This window comes from Streptomyces sp. NPDC047081, from assembly GCF_040643775.1.
GTDB lineage: Bacteria > Actinomycetota > Actinomycetes > Streptomycetales > Streptomycetaceae > Streptomyces.
Genome location: NZ_JBEYUY010000014.1, coordinates 18,156 through 38,910, shown reverse-complemented (window position 1 = coordinate 38,910; position 20,755 = coordinate 18,156). Strand labels below are relative to the sequence as shown.

Annotated in this window: 11 protein-coding genes and 1 pseudogene; 3 read left to right on the top strand and 9 right to left on the bottom strand. The window is 71.8% G+C overall.

The genetic code is table 11. The features are described 5' to 3' along the window. Positions 1-14: 14 nt before the first annotated feature. From ABZ848_RS26000 to ABZ848_RS25990, 3 genes are all read right to left on the bottom strand, one after another. Positions 15-728: a peptidyl-prolyl cis-trans isomerase gene (locus ABZ848_RS26000; protein ID WP_360835719.1), complete on the bottom strand. Its 714-nt coding sequence runs from the start codon at positions 726-728 to the stop codon at positions 15-17. Next, a complete protein-coding gene (locus tag ABZ848_RS25995) occupies positions 725-4,942 on the bottom strand; it encodes an NEW3 domain-containing protein (protein ID WP_360835717.1) in 4,218 nt (1,405 codons plus the stop codon). Before ABZ848_RS25995 ends, ABZ848_RS26000 begins: the two co-directional genes overlap by 4 nt. A 110-nt stretch (positions 4,943-5,052) precedes the next feature. After that, positions 5,053-5,937 (bottom strand): MurR/RpiR family transcriptional regulator, encoded by an 885-nt coding sequence (locus ABZ848_RS25990; RefSeq protein WP_360835715.1) that lies wholly within the window; start codon positions 5,935-5,937, stop codon positions 5,053-5,055. A 158-nt stretch (positions 5,938-6,095) separates the two neighbouring features. Between ABZ848_RS25990 and ABZ848_RS25985 the strand changes: the two genes are divergently transcribed. Further along, positions 6,096-6,860, top strand: a complete 765-nt coding sequence (locus ABZ848_RS25985; RefSeq protein WP_360835713.1) for an SIS domain-containing protein — start codon at positions 6,096-6,098, stop codon at positions 6,858-6,860. Between the two features lie 19 nt (positions 6,861-6,879). Here the strand turns inward: ABZ848_RS25985 and ABZ848_RS25980 are convergent. From ABZ848_RS25980 to ABZ848_RS25965, 4 genes and pseudogenes are all read right to left on the bottom strand, one after another. Next, positions 6,880-7,158 (bottom strand): annotated as a pseudogene (locus tag ABZ848_RS25980) (ATP-dependent endonuclease); the annotation flags it as partial. 76 nt (positions 7,159-7,234) lie between these two features. Continuing rightward, a complete protein-coding gene (locus ABZ848_RS25975; RefSeq protein WP_360835711.1) occupies positions 7,235-10,321 on the bottom strand; it encodes a beta-N-acetylglucosaminidase domain-containing protein in 3,087 nt (1,028 codons plus the stop codon). Between the two features lie 107 nt (positions 10,322-10,428). Continuing rightward, a complete protein-coding gene (locus tag ABZ848_RS25970) occupies positions 10,429-11,415 on the bottom strand; it encodes a LacI family DNA-binding transcriptional regulator (protein ID WP_360835709.1) in 987 nt (328 codons plus the stop codon). Between the two features lie 250 nt (positions 11,416-11,665). Then, the gene (locus ABZ848_RS25965; protein ID WP_360835707.1) at positions 11,666-14,023 is read right to left on the bottom strand and encodes a beta-galactosidase; all 2,358 of its coding nucleotides are present in this window, start codon (positions 14,021-14,023) and stop codon (positions 11,666-11,668) included. A 239-nt stretch (positions 14,024-14,262) separates the two neighbouring features. Here ABZ848_RS25965 and ABZ848_RS25960 point away from each other — a divergent pair, with 239 nt between their 5' ends. Beyond that, positions 14,263-17,103, top strand: coding sequence for a SpoIIE family protein phosphatase (locus tag ABZ848_RS25960; RefSeq protein ID WP_360835705.1), 2,841 nt, complete (start codon positions 14,263-14,265; stop codon positions 17,101-17,103). A 16-nt stretch (positions 17,104-17,119) separates the two neighbouring features. Here ABZ848_RS25960 and ABZ848_RS25955 read toward each other — a convergent pair whose 3' ends face one another. Together ABZ848_RS25955 and ABZ848_RS25950 are read right to left on the bottom strand one after the other, a co-directional pair. Continuing rightward, entirely contained in the window at positions 17,120-18,565 is a 1,446-nt protein-coding gene (locus ABZ848_RS25955; RefSeq protein ID WP_360835703.1) for a HAMP domain-containing sensor histidine kinase, read from the bottom strand. Then, on the bottom strand, positions 18,562-19,251 hold the full coding sequence (locus tag ABZ848_RS25950) for a response regulator transcription factor (RefSeq protein WP_360835701.1): 690 nt from the start codon (positions 19,249-19,251) through the stop codon (positions 18,562-18,564). Before ABZ848_RS25950 ends, ABZ848_RS25955 begins: the two co-directional genes overlap by 4 nt. A gap of 152 nt (positions 19,252-19,403) precedes the next feature. Here ABZ848_RS25950 and ABZ848_RS25945 point away from each other — a divergent pair, with 152 nt between their 5' ends. Then, positions 19,404-20,744 (top strand): ferredoxin reductase family protein, encoded by a 1,341-nt coding sequence (locus ABZ848_RS25945; RefSeq protein WP_360835699.1) that lies wholly within the window; start codon positions 19,404-19,406, stop codon positions 20,742-20,744. Positions 20,745-20,755: the final 11 nt, after the last annotated feature.

Below are 20,755 nucleotides of genomic sequence, written 5' to 3'. Positions count from 1 at the left end.
CGCCGATTCAGGGGTCAGTGCCGGTGTTCGTGGTCCGGGTGGCCCGGGTCGCCGGGGTGCTCGTGGCCGGCGGCGTACTCGACGTCGGCTCTGGCGCGGTCGAACCAGGCGAAGAACGCGCGGCGGCCGGCGGCTCGTTGGAGTTCGCGTGCGATTCCCTCGCGGGCCTGGTCGTACGGGACGAAGTCCGTGGGGGCCGGGCGGGCGAAGGGGTCGATGCCGCGGCGTAGGGCGGCCGGGGTGAGGAAGCGGTCCCGGTTGCGGTCGTAGTAGTCGCGTACGGCCTCTTCCGGGACGGTCTGTTGGGCTTCCAGGGCGGCGAGGAGCGTGCGGGCCGCGGGGGAGTGGGCCAGGGCTGCGGCGACGATGCTGCCGAGGTCCGCGACGTCTGATTCGGCGATGGTGAGGAGGTGGGTGGGGGACACCTCCGGTGGGGGTGGGAGGTTGCGGTCCGCGCAGGCGCGTCTTGCCAGTTCGTCGGCTACGACGACTTGTGTGGCCCAGCGGCGGCGTTGTCTTTCGGCGCGGGATTTGGACGCCGAATGATGTGCCTCGGCTGGTTGTTTGGCGGGTGCGGCTGGGTGGGGGCTTGTCGCGCCCCGCGGCGGAGCCGCATATTGATACAGCCCCGCGCCCCTGGGCGGCGCTGTCGGGACGTTCCTCAGAAAGGCTTCGACGCGTTCCTTGGGGATGGGGTTGCCTTGTACTACGGCCGCCGGGTCCGTCATGGGGTCACCTCCAGTTCTATGGCCCTTGTGTAGGCGACCTGGCCGTTCCAGGCCGTTTTTGCCATGAGCCAGTACGAGCCTGGGGGGACGGCGTTGGCGTCCACCTCGATGTAGCAGTCCAGGGTGGTGTCCGCGGGCACCGTGAAGCCCTGGCAGCCTGGGGAGACGCCCGCCCATGTGCCCCAGGAGGAGACCGCCCACAGCGTGCCGTTGATGGGGCCGCGGGTGGTGTTGGTCAGGGTTACCGGGATCCGGGCTCGTTCGCCTCGGTGGACGGTTGTCTGGCCAACTCCCAGATCTGTCGCGAGAGTTGGGCCCGGCCGTTCGCCCGGGACGTTCAGGGCCACTGCGTCCTCGAAGGTCTGGCCCTCGTACGACAGCCGCGCCGACAGCCAGTGGCGGCCGGGGGTTGGCGCGGGCGGTGGGGTCACCGTGATTTCGGCCAGGGTGAAGCCGTTCGGGGGGAGGGTGTACGGGAGTTCCGCGGGGGTGGGTGTCCAGCCGGGTGGGGCGTCGATCGTCACCGTGCCGGAGACCGGGGCGTCGGTCAGTTCCGAGGAGACTCTGATCGTCGCGGTGAGCGGGCCGCCGGAGGCCGTCAGTGCCGTCGGCGAGATGTAGACGGCGACCGGCATGTTGCCTCGCGGTGCCGGGCCCGAGTTGTGCAGCCAGTAGCGGGTGTGGATCGGCTGGGCGGGCTCGTGGGCCGCGATTCCCCGGTTGTAGTCGGGTCTCCTGGACTCCGGTGGGGTGGCCAGGAGCGTTGCCACCTCGAAGCCCGTCAGGCCCACCTCCAGCGCGCCCTGGGCGTCCGGTGACAGTGCCTCGCCGGGGGTTTCCAGGACGTCCGCCCGGGCGCCGCGCAGCCATTCCTTCGGGCCGCGCACCCGCGCTCGTACCGGACGACCGTTCACCTCGTGCACGCGTACGACGACCCCGCGGCCGGGGTCGGCCGGCGCCACGCTTCCGCGGGCGAGCGGGGAGCCGGTCGGCTTGAGGGCGTCCAGGAGGACCTCGCCCGCCGGTTCGAGGGTGAGCAGGGGCAACTCGCGGGGGAGGGAGGGGTCTTGGGTGGTGCTTCGGATGCGTGCTGTCAGGGGGTGGTTGAACTCGTGGCCCATGCGGGGGAGTTGTTGGGTTCGCCAGTCGCCCTCGCCTGCCACCACCGCGTACTCGAAGGTGTGGGACCAGCGTTGCAGCTGGAACCCCGAGCCGTCGGGGGTCGTGCGGCGAGGGGGGTCGACCCAGATGCCGGACGGCCAGCCGGTGCAGGAGCGCATCAGGGACATGTAGAGGTCGCCGGAGGAGGTGACCACGCAGCCCGGGGTGCCCCGGTTGAGGACGGCGAAGCCGCGGCCGTCCCATGCGTCGCCCGGCGGGAGGGCCTCGCCGCCGCCCGCCGCCGTGGCCCGTACGACCGCGTCGTCCAGGTCGGCGATCAGCGCGTCCACCGCCTTCGCGTCGCCCTCGGCGTCGGCGCCCGCGACCACCAGCAGCGGCAGCCGCTCCAGGTCGCGCAGATCGGCCCCGGGCACCCACTCCTCGCGCAGCCCCGCCCGCGGCGCCACCCACACGGCCGCCACGCCCTGTTCGGCCAGCTGGCGACGGAGTTCGCGCCCGGCGGCCGGGTCCATGCCCAGGGCCTCGGCGACGACGGAGTTACGGTCGGGGCCGCCCACGGCGATGCGGATGTCGGGGAGGTTGGAGTCCACCTCGAGGTCGCCGTAGCGCGGGCCGCCGGCGATGGTCGAGGTGGCCGTGACGCCCGTGCGGACCAGGGCCGCCGCGAGCGGGGTGCCGAGTTCGCCCGCCTCCTCCCAGGAGGGGTACACCAGCTCGGCGACACCGATGGACCGCTGTCCGATCAACTTCCCTGTGTCGTCCCGCAGTTCGACCCGTGCCGTCGAGCCGAGGCCGAACCACGTGTTGGCCGGGTTGTCCAGCGTCCACGGGAACTGCTCGCTGTCCACGTCCACGAACCCGAACCCGCGCCCGATCACCGCGTCCGCCACCTCGTGCACCGGCAGCCCGCCCTGCACGTCGGAGGGCCAGCGGACCCGGATCAGGCGGTCCGCGCCGTCGTAGCCGTCGATCGTGGTCGTCGCGTCGACTCGGGGGACGCCGGTCCAGAGGGTGAGGCGTTGCGTGTAGCGGAAGAGGCCGAGGTCGGCGCGGACGGTGACGCGGGAGCCGGCCGGAGAGGTCTCGACATCGATGTCCGCGCGCACGTCACGGCTGCGGGCGGCCGTGGTGCCGGTCGGGGTGAGGTGCCAGGGGCCCTCGCCGAAGCGGGGATGCCTCGGGTACTCCTCCTGTACGACCAGCTCGTTGCCGATGTCGCCGGGGCGCAGCAGCTCCCGGCCGCCCTCGATGAGCGCGCGCAGGCTGCTGACGCCGCCGCCGCGCGCCGGGTCGACCGTCACCTCGTAGAACTCGTTGCGGATGGTCAGGCCCTCGCCGGGTGCCCACTCGGGCACGGAACCCTCGGTGAGGGGGAGGGCCTTGAAGCCCATGCCGGGCAACTCCGGTACGACGATGTGGAGTTGACCGTCCTCGCGCACGGCGGGGAGTCCGGCGGGTGCGAGGCCCGGGTCGTCGACGGTCAGGACGTCCCCGCGCTGCCAGGTCGCGGAGTTGAAGACGACCAGGTCGGGGCCGTCGCCCGGTGTCACGTGGTCGGCGAGGGCCTGCGTGGCGTCGGCGTGGACGGTCCGGGCGAGGTCGTGGAGTTCGCGCCAGCCGGTCAGCAGGTCGATGTAGACCTGGTCCGACTCGGAGCCGGTGATGGCGTCGTGGTGGGCGCCGTAGATCAGTTGCCGCCATGCCTTGTCGAGGGCCGCGTCCGGGTAGGGGTGGCCGGTGACCAGGGAGGCGAGCGTCGCCCAGGCCTCGGCGTCGGCGAGGAGCGTCTCGCCGTACCGCTGGGCCTGCTTGGTGTCGATGTAGGAGACGTCCTTGCCGGTGTAGACCGGGTTCATGTCCCGTGTCTGCGGGGAGGCCTTGCGGCCCTCGGACTCCAACTGGCCGCGTACGGCGGCGAAGAAGTCCCTCGGGACGGCGCTGATGAAGCGCGGCCAGACGTAACGGGCGTTCCAGTCCCGGTGGATGTCCATCACCCAGCGGCACGGGGGCGCGTAGTCGCCGCCGACCGGGAGGAGGACGTTGCGGGTGAGCGCGACCTTCTTCAGGCCCTGGAAGAGCTTGAAGGCGGCCGCCTCCGCCTCGGGCAGCGTCGACGCGTTGTCGATCCGCCAGCCGGCACCGTAGTGGTTGACCATGTAGGCGGTGAGGAGACCGCGCCCGGAGGGGGCGATCCAGCTGAACTCGGCCGGGAACTGCATGCGTTGGGGATCGCGCGGCTCCTCGCCGAAGACGGAGAGGGTCGGCCCCCACTGGTGGAACGGGCCGCGCGCCCACGAACTGGACGTGACCCCCGCGTCCGCCATCAGCCCCGGGAACTGCGGATCGTGCCCGAACGCGTCCAACTGCCAGGCTGTTTCCGGGGATCCTCCCATGATCCCGCGCTGGAACCCGTCGCCGTACAGCGCGTTGCGTACGGTCGCCTCGGCGCCGGTGAGGTTGGTGTTGGGCTCGTTGTAGGTGCCGCCCATGATCTCGATGCGGCCGGTGCGCATCAGCTCGCGCAGGAAGGCGCGCTCCTCGGGGAAGGCGTCCCAGTACGGCTTGAGGTAGTCGACCTCGGCCAGTACGAAGGTGTACGCCGGGTCCCGCCGGGCCAGGTCGCAGTGGGCGCGCACCAGGCTCATCCCGGACTGGCCGCGCGAGTCGAAGGTGCGGGCCGGCAGACCGGTGGTGGCAGGGTCGTCGGCGACGTCCCAGGTCTCGGTGTAGGCGCCCTGGGTGTTCCACCACACGGGGTCGTAGTGGAAGTGGCTGACCATGAACATGGTCCAGCCGGGCTCGGCGGCCGTGAAGTCGAGGGTGTGCCGGGTGACCTGGTCGCCGTTCACGGCGGTGAGGGTGACCTCGCGGCGGTCGCCGGGGGCGAGGCCGTCCACGGTCACGGGTATCTCGGCGCGTACGGTGCCGTCGTCGCCGGTGGTGGCGACCGTGTCGCCGGTGACGCCCGAGCCCTCGACGGTCAGCAGGACCGTACGCCCCGGGAGGTGCTCGATCCCGGCGGCCACCACCTGGAGCGGACGCTCGGCGGTTCCGACGAAGAGCTCGGTCGACTCGGCAGAGATGACGCGCATGGGTCTCCTACGAGGATGCTCGGCGGAGGCCCATCCTGGCATCGCTCGGATGGTTCAATCAACCATCTTCACGTTTCCTCGGTGGTTCATCCATGCAAACCCGGCCGTGATCACCGCGCCCGGCGGGCCTTCACGGCGTGCTGCGGGGTGATGTGGTCGGTCAGCGCGAGGGAGGCGCTGGCGCGCTGGTAGGCGACCTGGCCGACCCGGACGTACAGACAGTCCACGATCATCAGGACGGAGTGGCGGCCGCCGATGCTGCCGGTGCGGAAGCTGGTCTCCGAGGTGGCGGAGATCAGCCGGATGTCGGCGGCCTTGGCCAGCGGCGAGCGCGGATCCGTGGTGATGGCGATGGTGGTGGCGCCCCGCTCCTTGGCCATCTCGAAGGGTTCGAGGGTCTCGCGGGTGGCGCCGGAGTGCGAGATGCCGATCGCCACGTCGGCCGGGGTGAGCAGCGCCGCGGAGGTGGCCGCGCCGTGCACCTCCGTCCAGCCGCGGACCTGGCAGCCGATCCGGAACAGCCGGGTCTCGGTCTCCTGCGCGACCGCGCCGCTGCCGCCGACGCCGTACACGTCGATCCGGCGGGCTTTGGCCAGCGCCTGCGCCGCGCGCTCCAGGGCGTCCAGGTCGATGCGGTCGATGGTCTGCTGGATCGCCCGCAGGTCCGCGCTGCCGACGACCTGTACGACCCGCTCCAGGCTGTCGTCCGGCGAGATGTCCGGGCCGATCTCGGCGCTGCCCCAGTCGGAGACCTCGCCGCGGCCGCGCTCCTGGGCCAGTTCGATCAGCAGATGCTGGTAGGAGTCGAGGCCGATGGCCCGGCAGAAGCGGGTCACCGTCGCCTGCGAGGTGCCGGTGCGGCGGCCCAGCTCGGCGGCCGAGCAGTGGGTGACGGCGGCCGGATCCTCCAGGATCAGCTCGCCTACCTTCCGCAGCGAGCCGGCCAGCCGGGGCAGCTCGGTTCGGATCAGTGTGGTGACGTCCGTCGAGGGCATGAAGAGAAGGTATCAGCCACCGTTCAGGGCGAGGATTGAATACCAGGACCACAAACAAGAGCGATGTTCGCTCATTGCTCGGCGCATCGAGCGTGTGATTTATTGATTCACCTGTGGAGTCAGATGGGGTGGTTCAATCCACCAGTGGGGAGTGTCGCGTGTCCGTCTCGTCTGTGAGCGCCGAGGGCTTCGCGCGCGAGGGCCTGGCCGTCCTTCAGGACATCACCGAGTCCGCGCGGGACGCGGTGGCGCGGGCCGCCGGGCTGATCGCGGACTGCGTCCGCGCCGACGGCGTGATCCAGGCCTTCGGCACGGGTCACTCCCAGGCCATCGTCCTCGAACTCGCCGGCCGCGCGGGCGGCTTGGTCCCGACCAACCGGCTCAGCATCGCCGACCTCGTCCTGTACGGCGGTGACGACCCGAGCGTCCTCGACGATCCACTGCTGGAGCGCCAGGCGGGGGTGGCCGAGCGCATCTACGACCTCGCCGGGCCCCGCCCCCAGGACCTCTTCGTGATCATCTCCAACTCCGGGGTGAACAACGTCATCGTGGAGACGGCGCTGCGCGCGAAGGAGCGCGGGCACCGGGTGCTGGCGATCACCTCGGTCACCCACACACGGGCCGTGCCGGCCGGGCACGAGAGCGGGAAGAAGCTCGCGGACATCGCCGACGTCGTCCTCGACAACCGCGCTCCCCGCGGGGACGCGCTGCTCGAACTGCCGGGCGGCGGTGCCGTGTGCGCGGTGTCCACGCTGACCGGGGTGATGCTGGTGCAGATGGTGGTCGCCGAGGCGTCGAGGCTGCTGCTCGACGCGGGTGAGCGTCCGCCGGTGTACGTCTCCGCGAACGTGCCGGGTGGGTTCGAGGGGAATCTGGAGCTGGAGAAGCGGTACGCCGGGCGGATTCGGCGGACCGCCAGTTAGGCGCATGTGGGGTGCCTCGTCAGAGGGCGGCCGGCAGGTCGTCGAGCGGGGACGGGACGCGGTCGGGGTCCAGGGCCTCGACGAGGACACGGCCGTAACGGATCTTGCGGCCCTTCTTCGTGCCGAGGAAGCGTCTGAACTGCTGCTGCGGGGGGCGGGTCTGTTGCGCGGGCCGGCGGAGGAAGGTCCGCAGGGCGCGTTGGTCGCCCTCCTCCCGGACGAGCGCCTCCACGCGTGGCACGCCCAGCGCGCGGATGAGCTCGTCCTCCAGGTCGGCCGTGTACACGAAGATGCCGTGCGTTTTCGGCTTGCGGTTTGTGGGGGCTGGTCGCGCCCACGCGGCGGAGCCGCATATTGATACAGCCCCGCGCCCCTTAGGGCGTCAGGGTTACCGCCAGTGGATAGGCGCCGGTCGTGAAGGGCCCTTCTGGCTCGCCTGACTTGACATCGATCGGTACCAGGGCGTTTTCGTCTGCCGTTGTTACGTACGCCGTCGTGCCGTTCCAGTTCAGGGAGATGTCGAAGGCCGACTTGCCGACCGTGACCTGCTTGCCCGGGGCTCCTGACACCGTGTCGATCGGGGTGACCGTGTTGCCGTTGCTCGGGCTTGCCCAGAGGGTGCGGCCGTCGGGGGAGATTGCGAGGCCGTAGGCCTGGCCTGTGACCAAGTAGGTCGGTTCTGGGGTGTTGGTTGTCGTGTTGATCGGGGTGATCGTCGAGCCGCCGGAGTTGGAGACGTAGACCGTGCTGCCGTCGGGGGCCGCGATCACGTTGAAGGGGTTCGGGCCGACCTGGATCGGTGTGCCCGCGGATGCCGATGCGAGGTCTACCGGCGAGACCGTGTTGTCGTGGATGTTGGCCACGTAGAGCGTGCTGCCGTCCGGGGTGATCGCCATGTTCTCCGGGCCGGAGCCGACCGTGACCGGGGTTCCGGGCTTCAGTGTGCCCGTGTCGACCGGCTGGACCGTGCCGTCCGTGTAGTTGGCGACCCAGAGCGTGTGGCCGTCGGGGGTGAGGGCCAGGCCGGCCGGGACCCGGCCCACCGCGACCGTGGCCGTGACCTTGCCTGTCGGCACGTCGATCACGCTGATTGTGTCGGAGCCCTGGTTGGCGGTGTAGGCCGTACGGCCGTCGGGGCTCGCGATCACCTCGCCGGGGTTGTTGCCCACGGCGATGTCCGTGCTCTTCCCCGAGTTCAGGTTGATCGAACTGACCGACGCACCGCTGAAGTTGGCGGTCAGGGCGTGGGGCGTGTCCGTGTCGTCGGTGGTCAGGACCGGGATCGCGCGGGTGAGGATGCCGGTGCCGGAGACGACGAGGGAGTGGACGCCTGCGGTGGCGTTGGCGGTGATCGTGACAGTCGCGGAGGCGCTGCCACCGGCCGGGATCGTGGCTGTGCCCTCCGTCGGGGTGGCCGTGACGCCTTCGGGGGCGGTCAGTTTCCAGGTGACCGTGCGGGCGGTGGTGGAGCGGTGGTCGGAGAGGTCGAGGGTGACTTGTTCCGTCGCGCCGGGCTTCAGGGTGAGGGACGTCGGCGTGAAGGACGCGTCGACGCCCGGGTCGGGGGCCGTGTCCAGCAGGGTCTTGTAGAGGAACTGGTCCATCACGCCGGGGGAGACCTGTTGCGGGATCGCGTCCAGATCCTTGCGTTCGGACTGGAGACGGTTCCAGTACGTCGTGACCGCGTCGGTGTCGCCCGCCTTGCTCGCCAGCAGGAGGTCTACGGCGGTGCGGCCGGCCGTGCCGTAGCGGCCGAGCTTGTCCAGCCAGGCCGAAGTCTCCTTCAGGAAGCCCGGGTTGGCGAGGTGGGCGCGCAACTGCTCGGGCGTTGCCGCCATGTCGGTGAAGTACGCGGACAGCGCGGCGGATGCGCGGTCGAGGCCGCTGTCCTCGTCGTAGGCCTTGCGGAAGGCCGCGATGAGCTTGGTGAGGGTGGGGGACTCGGTCGCGTCGAGCTGGGAGGAGTAGTTGTTCTCGGCGAAGACGCGGAGCCACTTCGCGGCGCTCGGTCCGGCGAGGTCGCGGACCGAGGCGAGGAAGGCCGCGTGGGGGTCGTAGGCGGCCGGGTTCCAGAGGTAGGCGGCCGAGGTGAACAGGGCCAGCCGGCTCGCCTCGCCCTGGATCATCGGGTTCGCCGTCACACCGGTCGCGGCGGACGCGACTCCCGGCTCACGGCCCGTGTAGGGGCCGAGGAGGAGGCGGCTGGTGACGTAGTCGTTCACCGGGTAGTTGTCCCAGACCAGGATCGGGTGGCCGTACACCGTCCGCGCCTGCTTCACCTGCTCGGTGGTGATGGTCGGCGCGATCACTCCGACGCCGGTCCACTCCACGACCACCGCCGGGTCCAACTGCTCGCGCAGGGCCGTCTTGTACGGGGAGTCCGCGAGGTCGGAGTACTCGGTGGGGACCATCTCCAGGGGCTGGAGGCCGGTGTGGTCGGCCGAGAAGGCCTTCCACACCTCGTTGAGGAGATACGCCTGTGCCGCACCGGCCGCGCCACCGCCCGTGCCGAACTTGGCTTCGTCGGCCGCGCAGTTCCACTTCGTGTAGCTGATGTCGTCCAGCGGGATCGCGAACGACCGCACCCCGATGTCGTACAGCGAGGCGAACTTGCGGGTGAGGGCCGCGATGTCGGACGCGGAGGAGTAGCAGACGGACAGTCCGGGGGAGAGGGCGTAGGTGAAGCGGACGTGGTTGGCGTCGGCCCGGTCCACCAGCTCCTTGAGCTGGGCCAGTTGGGCGGCCGGGTACTCGTCGCGCCACTGGGCGCGCAGGTAGGGGTCGTCCTTGGGGGAGTAGACGTAGACGTTCTGCTTCGTACGGCCGTAGAAGTCGAGCTGGTCGAGGCGTTCGGCGTGGGTCCACGGGGTGCCGTAGAAGCCCTCGACGACTCCGCGCAGCGCGGCGGTGGGCCAGTCGCGCACGGTGAGCTGGGGCAACCTGCCCTGTTTCGTGACCAGTTGGCGCAGGGTCTGGGCTGCGTAGAAGGTACCGGTCGGGTCCGCGCCGGAGAGGGCGAGCAGGGGGTGGCCGTCGGCGCGTCCGGAGGCGAGGGCGTAGCCGCCGGAGGGGAGACCGGCCGGGGACTTGGCGCCGAGCCGCTTCAACGCCCTTGCGGTGGCCGGGTTTTCGGTCGGGCCGCCGACGTAGACCGTGAGCGCGGATCTCGGTGCTGTTTCCCCGGCGTCGACGGTGGTGATGTGGGTGGCGCCGGCGTCACGGAGGACGGATTCGACGAGGCGGCGGGCGGAGGGGTCGGTCTTCGGGCCGACGACCTCAACCACCCTTTCGGGAATGGTGAGTTGGCCGGGTCTCGTGCTGATGTGCTGGGGAGTCGGCCATACCTGGGGCCGAGTGGCCACAGTGGCGGCCGTCGCCGAGGTCACGGCGGGGACGGTGAGGCCGGCGGTCAGCAGCAGGGCGGCGGCCGCGAGGCGCCATGGACGTCTGGCTGGGGACATGGATTCTCCTGAGCCAAGGGTGCCAGGGATTGCCAAGGGTGAATGCATCCACCGGGTGATGCTAGAGATGCTGAATGCATCATTCAATGGGGCGTGGCGTCAGGGTGTCAGGGCGTGGGCCCGCTGCTGCGCCGTACCACCAGCTCCACCGGCACCAGCGGCTCGACCGGCGTCGGCTCGTCGTGGCCCTCGACGAGGTTGAGCAGGAGCCGCAGTGAGCGGGCGCCGATGTCGGCGAAGTCGGTCCGCACGGTGGTCAGCGGCGGCAGCAGATGGGCCGCCTCGGGGATGTCGTCGTAGCCGACGACGCTGACCTCGTCCGGCACGGGCCGGCCCGCCTCGTGGAAGGCGTGCAGCACGCCGAGCGCCATCTGGTCGTTGGAGGCGAACACCGCCGTGACGTCAGGGCGGCGGGCCAGAGCGCGGCCGAGTTCGTAGCCGGAACCGGCGCTCCAGTCGCCGAAGAGGGGCTCCGGGATCTCGGCGCCGGCCGCCGCCAGGGTCTCCCGCCAGCTCGCCAGCCGCTGGTCGGCGGAGGTCCAGCCGGCCGGCCCCGCGATGTGATGCACGGTGCGGTGACCGAGGCCGAGCAGATGCTCGGTGGCGAGGCGGGCGCCGGTCCACGAGTCGGCGGTGACGACGGACGGGCCGCCCTCGACGTCGTTCTCCAGCACCACGAGCGGAGTGTCTAGCCGCGCTTCGGCCAGTGCCTGCCCCACCCACCGCTGCGGCGCGATCGCGATCACCCCGTCGGCCCCCTCGGCGGACAGCCGGTCCACGGCCCGTACGACCGTGTCCTGCTCGGCCGTGTCCAGAGCGATGGAACTGACCAGGTAACCGGCGTCCTGGGCAGCCGTGTTGATCGCGGTGAGCACGGAGGCGGGCCCGTAGCGGGCGGCGTCGAAGGAGATGACTCCGAGCATCCGGGTCCGGCCGCTGGCCAGTGAACGCGCACTGCGGCTGGGCCGATACCCCAGCGATCGCATGGCCACGGTGACCGCTTCGCGGGTTTCGGGCCGTACGGAGGGATGCTCATTGAGCACCCGCGAAACGGTCTGCTTCGACACCCCGGCCAGCCGAGCGACGTCCTCCATGACGGGCCGTGCTCCCGCGAAGTTCCGACGCCGACGCGACTTCGGGGCGGGGCTGGGGGTCATGGCGACGGTTCCTAGGCTGGCGATTCATGCTGACGGCAGGGGCCACAGCATAGGCCCGATGACTTTCAGCCGGGGTCGGGCAGCGCCCCTAAGGGGCGCGGGGCTGTGTTTGATTTGCGGCTACCGCCGCGTGGGCGCGACCAGCCACAACACACCCGCACCCGCCCACCACCTACCGCGCCCCCCCTCATCGGACCACCCAACTCCGCGCCACAACCCACTCAGCGCTCACCACAGCCGCCACCCCCGCGGCCTCACGCGCCCCCTCCGGCACATACACCGCCGCATCCACCCCCAGCGGCAACACACACAACCGCAGCGTCCCCGCCCCCAGTCGCCCCACCCCGATGTCCCACACCCGCCCCGAATAGAACTGATCCGCGACCAGCACATCCCCCACATACGCCCGAGCCACGTCCCCCGACCACCGCACCCGCAGAATCGCCCCGTCCGGCAGCCCCTCCGGCACCTCCACCCGGTACTCCGCCGCCACCGTGTCGAAGTACTTGTCGGCCGGCACGCTCGCCCGCCCCGACACCCCCGTCACAGCCACCGGCGCCGCACCAGCCGCCCGCGTCATCGTCACGGACGGGGCGGGGACTTCACGGAGAGCCTCGCCCCCGTCGACCACGTACCGAGCGAACACCCCGTCCACCCCCTCCCGCACCGCCCCCGTCAACTCCCGCCCCAGACCCGGGAACACAGCGAACGACGGCCGCCCGGCACGACTGTGCACCCGTGCCTTCCCCCGATCGAACACAACCCCGTCCCCGCACAGCACCAGCCGCTCGGCCCCCCAGGCCTCACCCCGATACAGCGTGCGCGCACTCCCCGCATCCAGCACCAGCAGCCCAACCCGCCCGCCACCCACTGTCTCCACCTCGACCAGCGCATCGGTACCGACCCGCAACCCCCGGACCAGCACCCGCCCGTCGACCTCCGACACCTCCCCGGACGGCACGGAGACAGACGCCAACGTGCCCGCGTCCAGGGCCAGTTCCACAGGCACGCCCTCCGTCGCGGCCAGCACCAGCACGCGACGGCCGTCCGCGTCCACCGTGCACACGGGCTGCGCGGTCGCCCACTCCAGCCTCAACCCCGCCACATCGAGCCGCAGCGGCCAGCAGAAGTACGCACCGGAAGGGACGGTGACAGGAGAGCTCGGCAGGCTCAACACCCCACCCCCACCCGGCAGTTCGACCGTGAACGACGTCCCCGGATGGTCCGGCAGCGGCTCGTGCGGCTGGTGGTTGTTGACGAACAGGAACCCCGAGGCACCGTCGGAGCGCACGGCCCAGCGCAGGGTGTCCCGGTCGTGCTGCCCGTCCGGCCGGTGCGAGGGCAGCACGGACTCCATGGGCGCGATGAGATGCCCGTACTCCGCCAACAGCAGGTGCTGCAAACGGAGTTCGTGGTACGAGGGCCGGTACTGGCCGTGCTCGCCGAGCGGCGCCTGGAAGTCGTACGTCAGGACGGGCAGGTCGTTCGGATAGCCCGTGGCGTGCGACTCCTGGAAGGTCGACAGCTCGCCGCGCGGATTCGTGCCGCCGTGGAACATGTAGAAGCCCTGCCACACCGAGCCGCAGCCGATCTTCGTCAGCCCGAGCGCCCCGATGTCGGCGGCCTCCACCCGCGGCCGCCGGTGGTACGCGACCGCCATGCCGCCGCCCAACTCGCAGGTGGCCCAGGGGAATCGGTCCGCGAAGGCGTCCGGCTCGCCGCCCCGCACGGTGGTGGGGCGCAGATCCGCGCCGATGCCCTCGTCGTCGCGCTGGTGGGTGAAGAAGAAGTGCTTGCGGCAGGTGTCGGGCCAGCCGCCGTCCGCCTCGGTCCAGAACGTCTCGGTGTAGCCGCCGTAGAGCGGAAGCAGTTCGTCGGGAGGCAACCGGACTCCGCCCCAGGCGGTCGACGTCCACAGCGGGGCGCTGAGCCCGGCCTCCTGCGCCATGCGCTTCAGGGTGAGGAGGTGGCCGGGCTGGTCGTAGAGCTCGTTCTCGATCTGGATGGCGACGATCGGGCCGCCGTGGGCGCGGTCGAGGCCGCGCAGTTGCCCGGCGATGGCCGCGAACCACGGACGTACGGCCTCCAGATAGGCCGGGTCGTCGGTGCGGGGCACGCAGTCGCGGGCCAGGAGCCAGTCGGGGAGGCCGCCGCCCCGTACCTCCGCGTGGCACCACGGGCCGATACGGGGGATGAAGTCCAGGCCGTGGCGGGCGCAGAGCTCGGCGAAGCGGCGCAGGTCGAGGTCGCCGTCGAAGCGGATACGGCCCTCGGTCTCCTCGTGGTGGATCCAGACGATGTAGCTCGCGACCGCCGTCACTCCGGCCGCCTCCATCTTGAGCAGCTCCTCCTCCCAGGCGTCGGCCGGGTGGCGGGAGTAGTGGAACTCGCCCGAGACCGGGAACCAGGGGCGGCCGCCACGGGTGAGCCAGCGGCTGGTCACCTCGATCGGGTCGGAGACGCCGGGGGCGTCCGTGAAGGGGAGGTGGCCGGTGAGCGGTGGTGCGGAGGGGGCGGGGACACGCAGGTGGTGCGGTCGAGGCATCGGGCTACTCCGGGCGGCCGAGGAATGGAGCTGAATGTTACCGGTAACATAGATCGTCGCGGCGATCTCTGGGAAGGGCCCGGGGGCTGGGTGTCGAACGGGGATCGAGCAGGCCGACGGCCCACAAGTGTTCGATGTTGTGGTGTGGGTCACGTCGGGTCTAGGGTGAAAAAGCTTGGAGCTCCGCCGGTGACGAGTCGAGTGGCGGCGTGCGACCGGGCCGGCTCCGGGTGAGGGAAGTGATCGTGTTGTCCGTCGCCTGGGACGACATCGGCGGACTCGTCGATGCGCATGAGCGTTTTCTGGCCGGTTCGCGGGTCGAGTCGGACGTCCGGGGCTCGGTCCTGGAGTCCTGGAAGCGGTGCCGCACGGCCGGGCTGCGGCCGAATCAGCTGCTCGTCCCCTACGCCCCCGACCTGACGCTGGACGACGGCTTCCTGAGCGCCGCCGATCCGGTACTGCGGGAGCTGGCCGCGTCGCTGTCCGAGGTGGGCATGGCGATCGCGCTGTGCGACGCGCGGGGGCGGATGATCCAGCGGCTCGGCGCGGACACGCGGCTCCTCGACCGGCTCGACGCGGTGAGCTTCGCGCCCGGGTTCGACGCGTCCGAGGTGGTCGTCGGCACGAACGGCGTGGGCACCGCGCTCGCCGAACGCGGGCCCGTCTACGTCGTCGGGCGGGAGCACTTCGCCGACTGCCTTCAGCCGTTCGCCTGTGCGGGCGCGCCGGTGCGGCATCCGCTCAGCGGCCGTATCGAGGCCGTGCTCGACCTGACCTGTCTGCGCGACGACGGCGACCCCGCCATGGTGCGCCTCGTCCGCGAGGCCGCCCACCGCATCGAGGCCCGGCTCCTCGAACAGGCCACGGAACGGGAGCGGGCCCTGCTCGCCGCGTACCGGCGGGCAGGACGCGAGCCGGCCGACCGGCACCGGACCGACGGGCGCGACGGCGGCGAACTCGGCCGCATCGACCTGGCCGTACTGCGCGAGCGCGCCGAGGAGTTGATCGCCTCCCCGACCCAGACACTCGACGAGGTCGCGCTGACGGGCGGCCGGGTGGCGACCCTGTTGCGGCGGCAGGTCATGGGCGCGGCAGGGGAGTTGGGGGTCGCCGTCGAGGCGCGCATCCTGGGCGGGCCGCGGGTGCGGGGACTCGGGGCGGCGGAACCGGCCGCCGGCGCCGGGCTGTTGGGCGGGACCAAGGCCACGGCGGCCCCCGCACCGCCGTTCCGGGTGCGCCCTGTCGCCGCCTCCGTGCCCGTCGTCGTACGAGCCGTCGTACCACCGCCGGCGCCGAGCGCGGCCCCGCCCGGGCCCGGGCACCCCGAAACCGTCGGTGATGTCCTCGGCGGCGACGAGAGCCGGCTGCTGCTCGTCGGGGAGCCCGGCGTCGGGCGGCTCGCCGTACTGGCCCGGCGGCGGCTGGAGTTGCTGCACGAGGCCGGGGTGCGGATCGGAACCACGCTCGATGTGGCGCACACCGCCGAGGAGCTGACCGAGGTGAGCGTCGGCCGGTTCGCGGACTTCGTGGCCGTGGACCTGCCGGACGCGGTGCTGCGCGGGGAGGAGCCCGGGCCGCTCGGGGCGGACACCCCGCTGCGCCGGGTCGCTTTGGGCGCCGTACACGAGGAGTCGCATCTGTGGGGGGTCGGGGACACCGTGCAGTACGTGGCGACCACGCCCCAGGCGCGCAGCCTGGAGAGCCGGCGGTCCGTGCTCGAGCCGGTGCTGGCCGAGGCCGGCGGGTGGCGGGCGCAGGATCCGGCGCGGCTGGAGCGAACCCTGGACGCCGGTGTCCACTCGCTGATCACCGTGCCGCTGCGGGCCCGCGGTGCCACGCTCGGCGTGGTCAGCTTCTACCGCTCGGAGCGGCCCGCGCCCTTCGAGGACGACGACCTCTCCCTGGCCCAGGAGCTGGTGAGCCGCGCGGCGATCTGCATCGACAACGCCCGCCGCTACACCCGCGAGCACAACACCGCCCTCGCCCTGCAGCGCAGCCTGCTGCCCAAGGGGCGGCCCGAGCAGAACGCCGTAGAGGCCGCCTACCGCTATCTGCCCGCGCAGGCCGGCGTCGGCGGCGACTGGTTCGACGTGATCCCGCTGTCCGGCGCGCGGGTCGCCCTCGTCGTCGGGGACGTCGTCGGACACGGGCTGCACGCCGCCGCGACCATGGGCCGGCTGCGCACCGCCGTGCACAACTTCTGCTCCCTGGACCTGCCCCCGGACGACCTCCTCACCCACCTCGACGACCTGGTCGGACGGCTCGACCGGGGCGAGGGCTGGGAGGTGGACAGCGACCAGGCCGACTCCGGCATCGTCGGCGCGACCTGCCTGTACGCCGTCTACGATCCGGTGTCCCGGCGCTGCACCCTCACCCGCGCCGGGCACCCCCTGCCCGCGGTCGTCCACCCCGACGGCACCGTCGAGTTCGTCGACCTGCCCTCCGGACCACCGCTCGGCCTCGGCGGCATGCCCTTCGAGACGATCGAGCTGGAGCTCGCCGAGGGCAGCCAACTGGTGCTCTACACCGACGGGTTGGTGGAGGACCGGGTGCGGGACATCGACGCCGGACTCGACCAGCTGCGTACCGTACTCGCCGTCTCCGGCCGGGCCCCGGAGGACACCTGCGAGGCGGTCCTCGACGCGCTGCTGCCCGCCCGGCCTGCCGACGACGTGGCGCTGCTCGTCGCCCGCACCCATGTCCTCGGCCCCGAACAGGTCGCCCAGTGGGACCTGCCCAGCGACCCGGCGGTCGTCTCCCGCGCCCGCACCCTGGTCACCGAACAGCTCGCCGCCTGGCACCTGGACGACCTCGCCTTCACCACCGAACTGGTCGCCAGCGAACTCGTCACCAACGCCATCCGCCACGCCACCGGCCCCGTCCAGCTCCGCCTGCTCCGCGACCGCGCCCTGATCTGCGAGGTCTCCGACGGCTCCGCCACGTCCCCGCGCCTGCGCCGCGCCCGCACCGAGGACGAGGGCGGCCGGGGCCTGTTCCTGGTGGCGCAGCTGACCGAGCGCTGGGGGACCAGGTACACCCCGGAGGGCAAGGTGATCTGGACGGAGCAGCCGCTGCCGTGAGCGAGCGGAACGTGGCTCAGGCCGGGGCGTGCAGCGGCAGCGTCACCGTGAACACCGTCGAACCCGGCCCGCCGCTCAGCTCGATCGTCCCCCCGTGCGCGCGGATCAAGGAGTTCGCCACCGCCAGGCCCAGCCCGCTGCCGCCCCGGTCGCGGCTGCGGGCCTTGTCGACGCGGTAGAAGCGGTCGAAGACCCGCTCGCGGTCAGCGGGTGGGATGCCGGGGCCGGCGTCCTCCACGCGGACCACCGCCGCGGGCCCTTCCTCGGCGACCGTCAGGGACACCCGCGTGCCGGCCGGAGTGTGCACGGCCGCGTTGGTCAGCAGGTTGTCCATGACCTGGCGTATGCGGTGCGGGTCCACGCGCAGCTTGAGGGAGGCCGGGCCGGACGTGACCGTGAGCGGGCGGTCCGGGTGGCTCGCGCGGAAGGCCGCGGCCGCCTCCCCGGCCAGCTCCACCAGGTCCGCGTCCTGGAGGCGCAGCGGCGCGTCCACCTCCGCCGCGTCCAGGCGGGCGAGCAGCAGCAGGTCGTCGAGGAGCACGCCCATGCGGGCGGCCTCGGCGCGCAGGCGGGCCAGGTGCTTGTCGCGTTCCTCGGGGGCGTTGGCAGCCGCGTACTGGAAGAGGTCCGCGTAACCCCGTACCGACATCAAAGGGGTACGGAGCTCGTGCGAGGCGTCCGCGACGAAGCGCCGCAGCCGCTGCTCGGCCTCCGCGCGGACCGCGAGCGAGCTGTCGATGTGCTCCAGCATCGTGTTGAAGGCGGTGCGCAGCTCCTCGACCTCCGGGCCGCCGCCCCGCTCGTCGGCGCGCAGCGGCAGCCGGGCCGCCGACTCGGTGAGGTCGTGCGAGGCGATGCCGTGCGCGGTGTGTGTCATGTCGCTCAGGGGGTTCAGGCCCCGGCGCAGCATCCGCCGCCCGAACACCACCAGCGCGAGCAGGGCCAGACCGAAGGCCACGACCTGGACCGTGATCAGGCGTCGTACCGTGTCGTCGATGTCGTCCGTGGGAGCGCCGCTGACCAGCACCACCCCGGGCTCCACCTCGCAGGCCCGCAGCCGGTACTCGCCCTCGCCGCTGATGTGCGCGGTGCGCAGCATCTCCTTCTCCGCGGCCGCCTGCGCCGTGGCCAGGGAGGTGAGCGGCGCGATGTCCGACGGCAGGTCGCCGGCGTCCTCCGGCTTGCGCAGCACCGCCTTGCCGCCCGACACGTCGTACACCGCGTAGTACCAGCGGTAGTACTTCTTGCCCTGGAGCGTGCCGTTCTCCGCGATCGACTTGGACTGGGCGACCTGCGCGAGCCCCAGCTGGTCGTCGAGCTGCGCCGACAGATAGTCGCGCATGTACGTCGTCAGGGCCGTGCCGACCACGGCGAACACCACCAGGGCCAGCGCGCCCAGGCCGAGCGCCAGCCGGGTGCCCAGCCGCATACCGCGGTACGCCCGCCGCAGCCGCCCGATCACTCCGCCGCCTGCCGGATGACGTAACCGAAGCCCCGTACCGTCTGGATCAGCGGCTCACCCGTGTCGTCCAGCTTGCGGCGCAGGCGGCTGACGACCAGCTCCACGACGTTCGAGCGGCCCCCGAAGCCGTACTCCCACACGTGGTCGAGGATCTGCGCCTTGGTCATCACGGTCGGCGACTTGCGCATCAGGAAGCGCAGCACCTCGTACTCGGTGGGGGTGAGGGTCAGCAGCTTGTCGCCGCGCCGCACCTCGCGGGTGTCCTCGTCCATCGTCAGGTCCGCGACCCGGAGCACGGACCGCTGGAAACCCGGGCCCGCGCTGCGCCGCAGCACCGTCCGCAGCCGCGCCATCAGCTCCTCCACCGCGAACGGCTTGACCAGGTAGTCGTCGCCGCCCCGGGTCAGCCCCGCCACCCGGTCGGCCACCCCGTCCCGCGCGGTCAGGAACACCACCGGCACCATCTTCCCCGAGCGCCGCAGCCGGTCGAGCACGCCGAAGCCGTCCACGTCCGGGAGCATCAGGTCGAGCACCACGATGTCCGGGTGGAACTCGCCGGCCAGCCGGAGCGCCTCCTCGCCGGAGTTCGCGGTGACCGCGTCCCAGCCCTCATAGCGGGCGACGGTCGCGACGAGATCGGCAATCGGCGGGTCGTCGTCCACGACGAGGAGGCGTACTTTTTCCACCCGCCCATAGTGCTTCACGCCGCCGCCCCGGCCAGGTGGGCGGGCGCACAGCAAGCACATCGATAATGAGTTGTAAGTAGTCCGACAGGTTCTCGACAGCTCCCACCGGCGAAGCTCGGTTACCCAGGACCCGATCAAGGAGCTGCCGTCCCGTGACGACCGTCCAATCACCCCCTGCGCCCCCCACGGCGATACGCCCCAGGGTGGTGGCCCGCACGGGCCTGTACGCCGTGCTCGCCGCGAACGCGGCCGTGGTCGCCTACTTCTTCGCCCAGCCGGGCTTCGCCGCCTCGAACGCCCTGATCGTCATCGGCCGCCTCCTCGGCCTGTACGGCGCCCTCGTCATGGCCTTCCAGCTGGTGCTGGTGGCCCGGCTGCCCTGGCTGGACCGCCGCATCGGCATGGACCGGCTGACCTCCTGGCACCGCTGGACCGGCTTCGCCCTGCTGTGGACCCTGCTCGGCCACGCCGTCTTCATCACCTTCGGGTACGCCGACGGCGCCGGCGTCGGCCCGATCAGCGAGCTCGTCGACCTCGCCGAGACGACGGAAGGCGTCCTGCGCGCGATCGTCGCGTTCGGCATCATCCTCGTGGTCGGCGCAGTCTCCGCCCGCTACGCCCGCCGCCGCCTCGCCTACGAGACCTGGCACTTCATCCACCTGTACACGTACGTGGCGGTCGTCCTCGCCTTCACGCACCAGGTCGCGGTCGGTACGACCTTCACGTCCTCGTCCGCCGCCAAGACGTACTGGTACGGCGTGTGGGCCGTCGCCCTCGGCGCGGTCGTCCTGGGCCGCCTGGTCCTGCCCCTCTGGCGCAACACCCGCCACCAGTTCCGCGTCTCCGCCGTCGTCCCCGAGTCCGACAACGTCGTCTCGATCCACATCACCGGCAAGGACCTCGACAAGCTGCCCGCGCAGGCCGGCCAGTTCTTCCTGTGGCGCTTCCTGACCGCCGACCGCTGGTGGCAGGCCAACCCCTTCTCCCTCTCCGCCGCCCCCGACGGCCGCGGCCTGCGCCTGACGGCCAAGGCGGCGGGCGAGGGCAGCGCCGCCCTGCGCCATGTGAAGGTCGGCACGCGCGTCTTCGCCGAGGGCCCCTACGGAGCCTTCACCACCCTGCACCGAACGAAGCCCGAGTCCCTGCTCATCGCGGGCGGCGTCGGCGTCACCCCGATCCGCGCCCTCCTGGAGGACATCGAGGGCCACGCGGTCGTCATCTACCGCGTCGCCGGCGAACGCGACGCCGTCCTCTACGACGAGCTGCGCGAGCTGGCCGCGGCCAAGGGCGCCGAACTGCACCTGGTCACCGGCCCGCCGGTCCCCGACAAGCTGGCCCCGAGCGAACTGATCCGGCTGGTGCCGGACATCGCCGACCGGGACGTCTTCCTGTGCGGACCGCCCCCGATGATGAGCGCGGTGCTGCGCACCCTGGCCGACCTGGGCGTGCCCAAGCAGCAGACCCACTTCGAGCGCTTCAGCCTGGCCGGCTGAGAGGAACGGGA

What these genes read in the sequence shown, in the direction of transcription:
- ABZ848_RS26000 (WP_360835719.1), bottom strand. Translation starts at nt 728, where the DNA reads ATGACGGACCCGGCGGCCGTAGTACAAGGCAACCCCATCCCCAAGGAA.
- ABZ848_RS25995 (WP_360835717.1), bottom strand. Translation starts at nt 4,942, where the DNA reads ATGCGCGTCATCTCTGCCGAGTCGACCGAGCTCTTCGTCGGAACCGCC.
- ABZ848_RS25990 (WP_360835715.1), bottom strand. Translation starts at nt 5,937, where the DNA reads ATGCCCTCGACGGACGTCACCACACTGATCCGAACCGAGCTGCCCCGG.
- ABZ848_RS25975 (WP_360835711.1), bottom strand. Translation starts at nt 10,321, where the DNA reads ATGTCCCCAGCCAGACGTCCATGGCGCCTCGCGGCCGCCGCCCTGCTG.
- ABZ848_RS25970 (WP_360835709.1), bottom strand. Translation starts at nt 11,415, where the DNA reads ATGGAGGACGTCGCTCGGCTGGCCGGGGTGTCGAAGCAGACCGTTTCG.
- ABZ848_RS25965 (WP_360835707.1), bottom strand. Translation starts at nt 14,023, where the DNA reads ATGCCTCGACCGCACCACCTGCGTGTCCCCGCCCCCTCCGCACCACCG.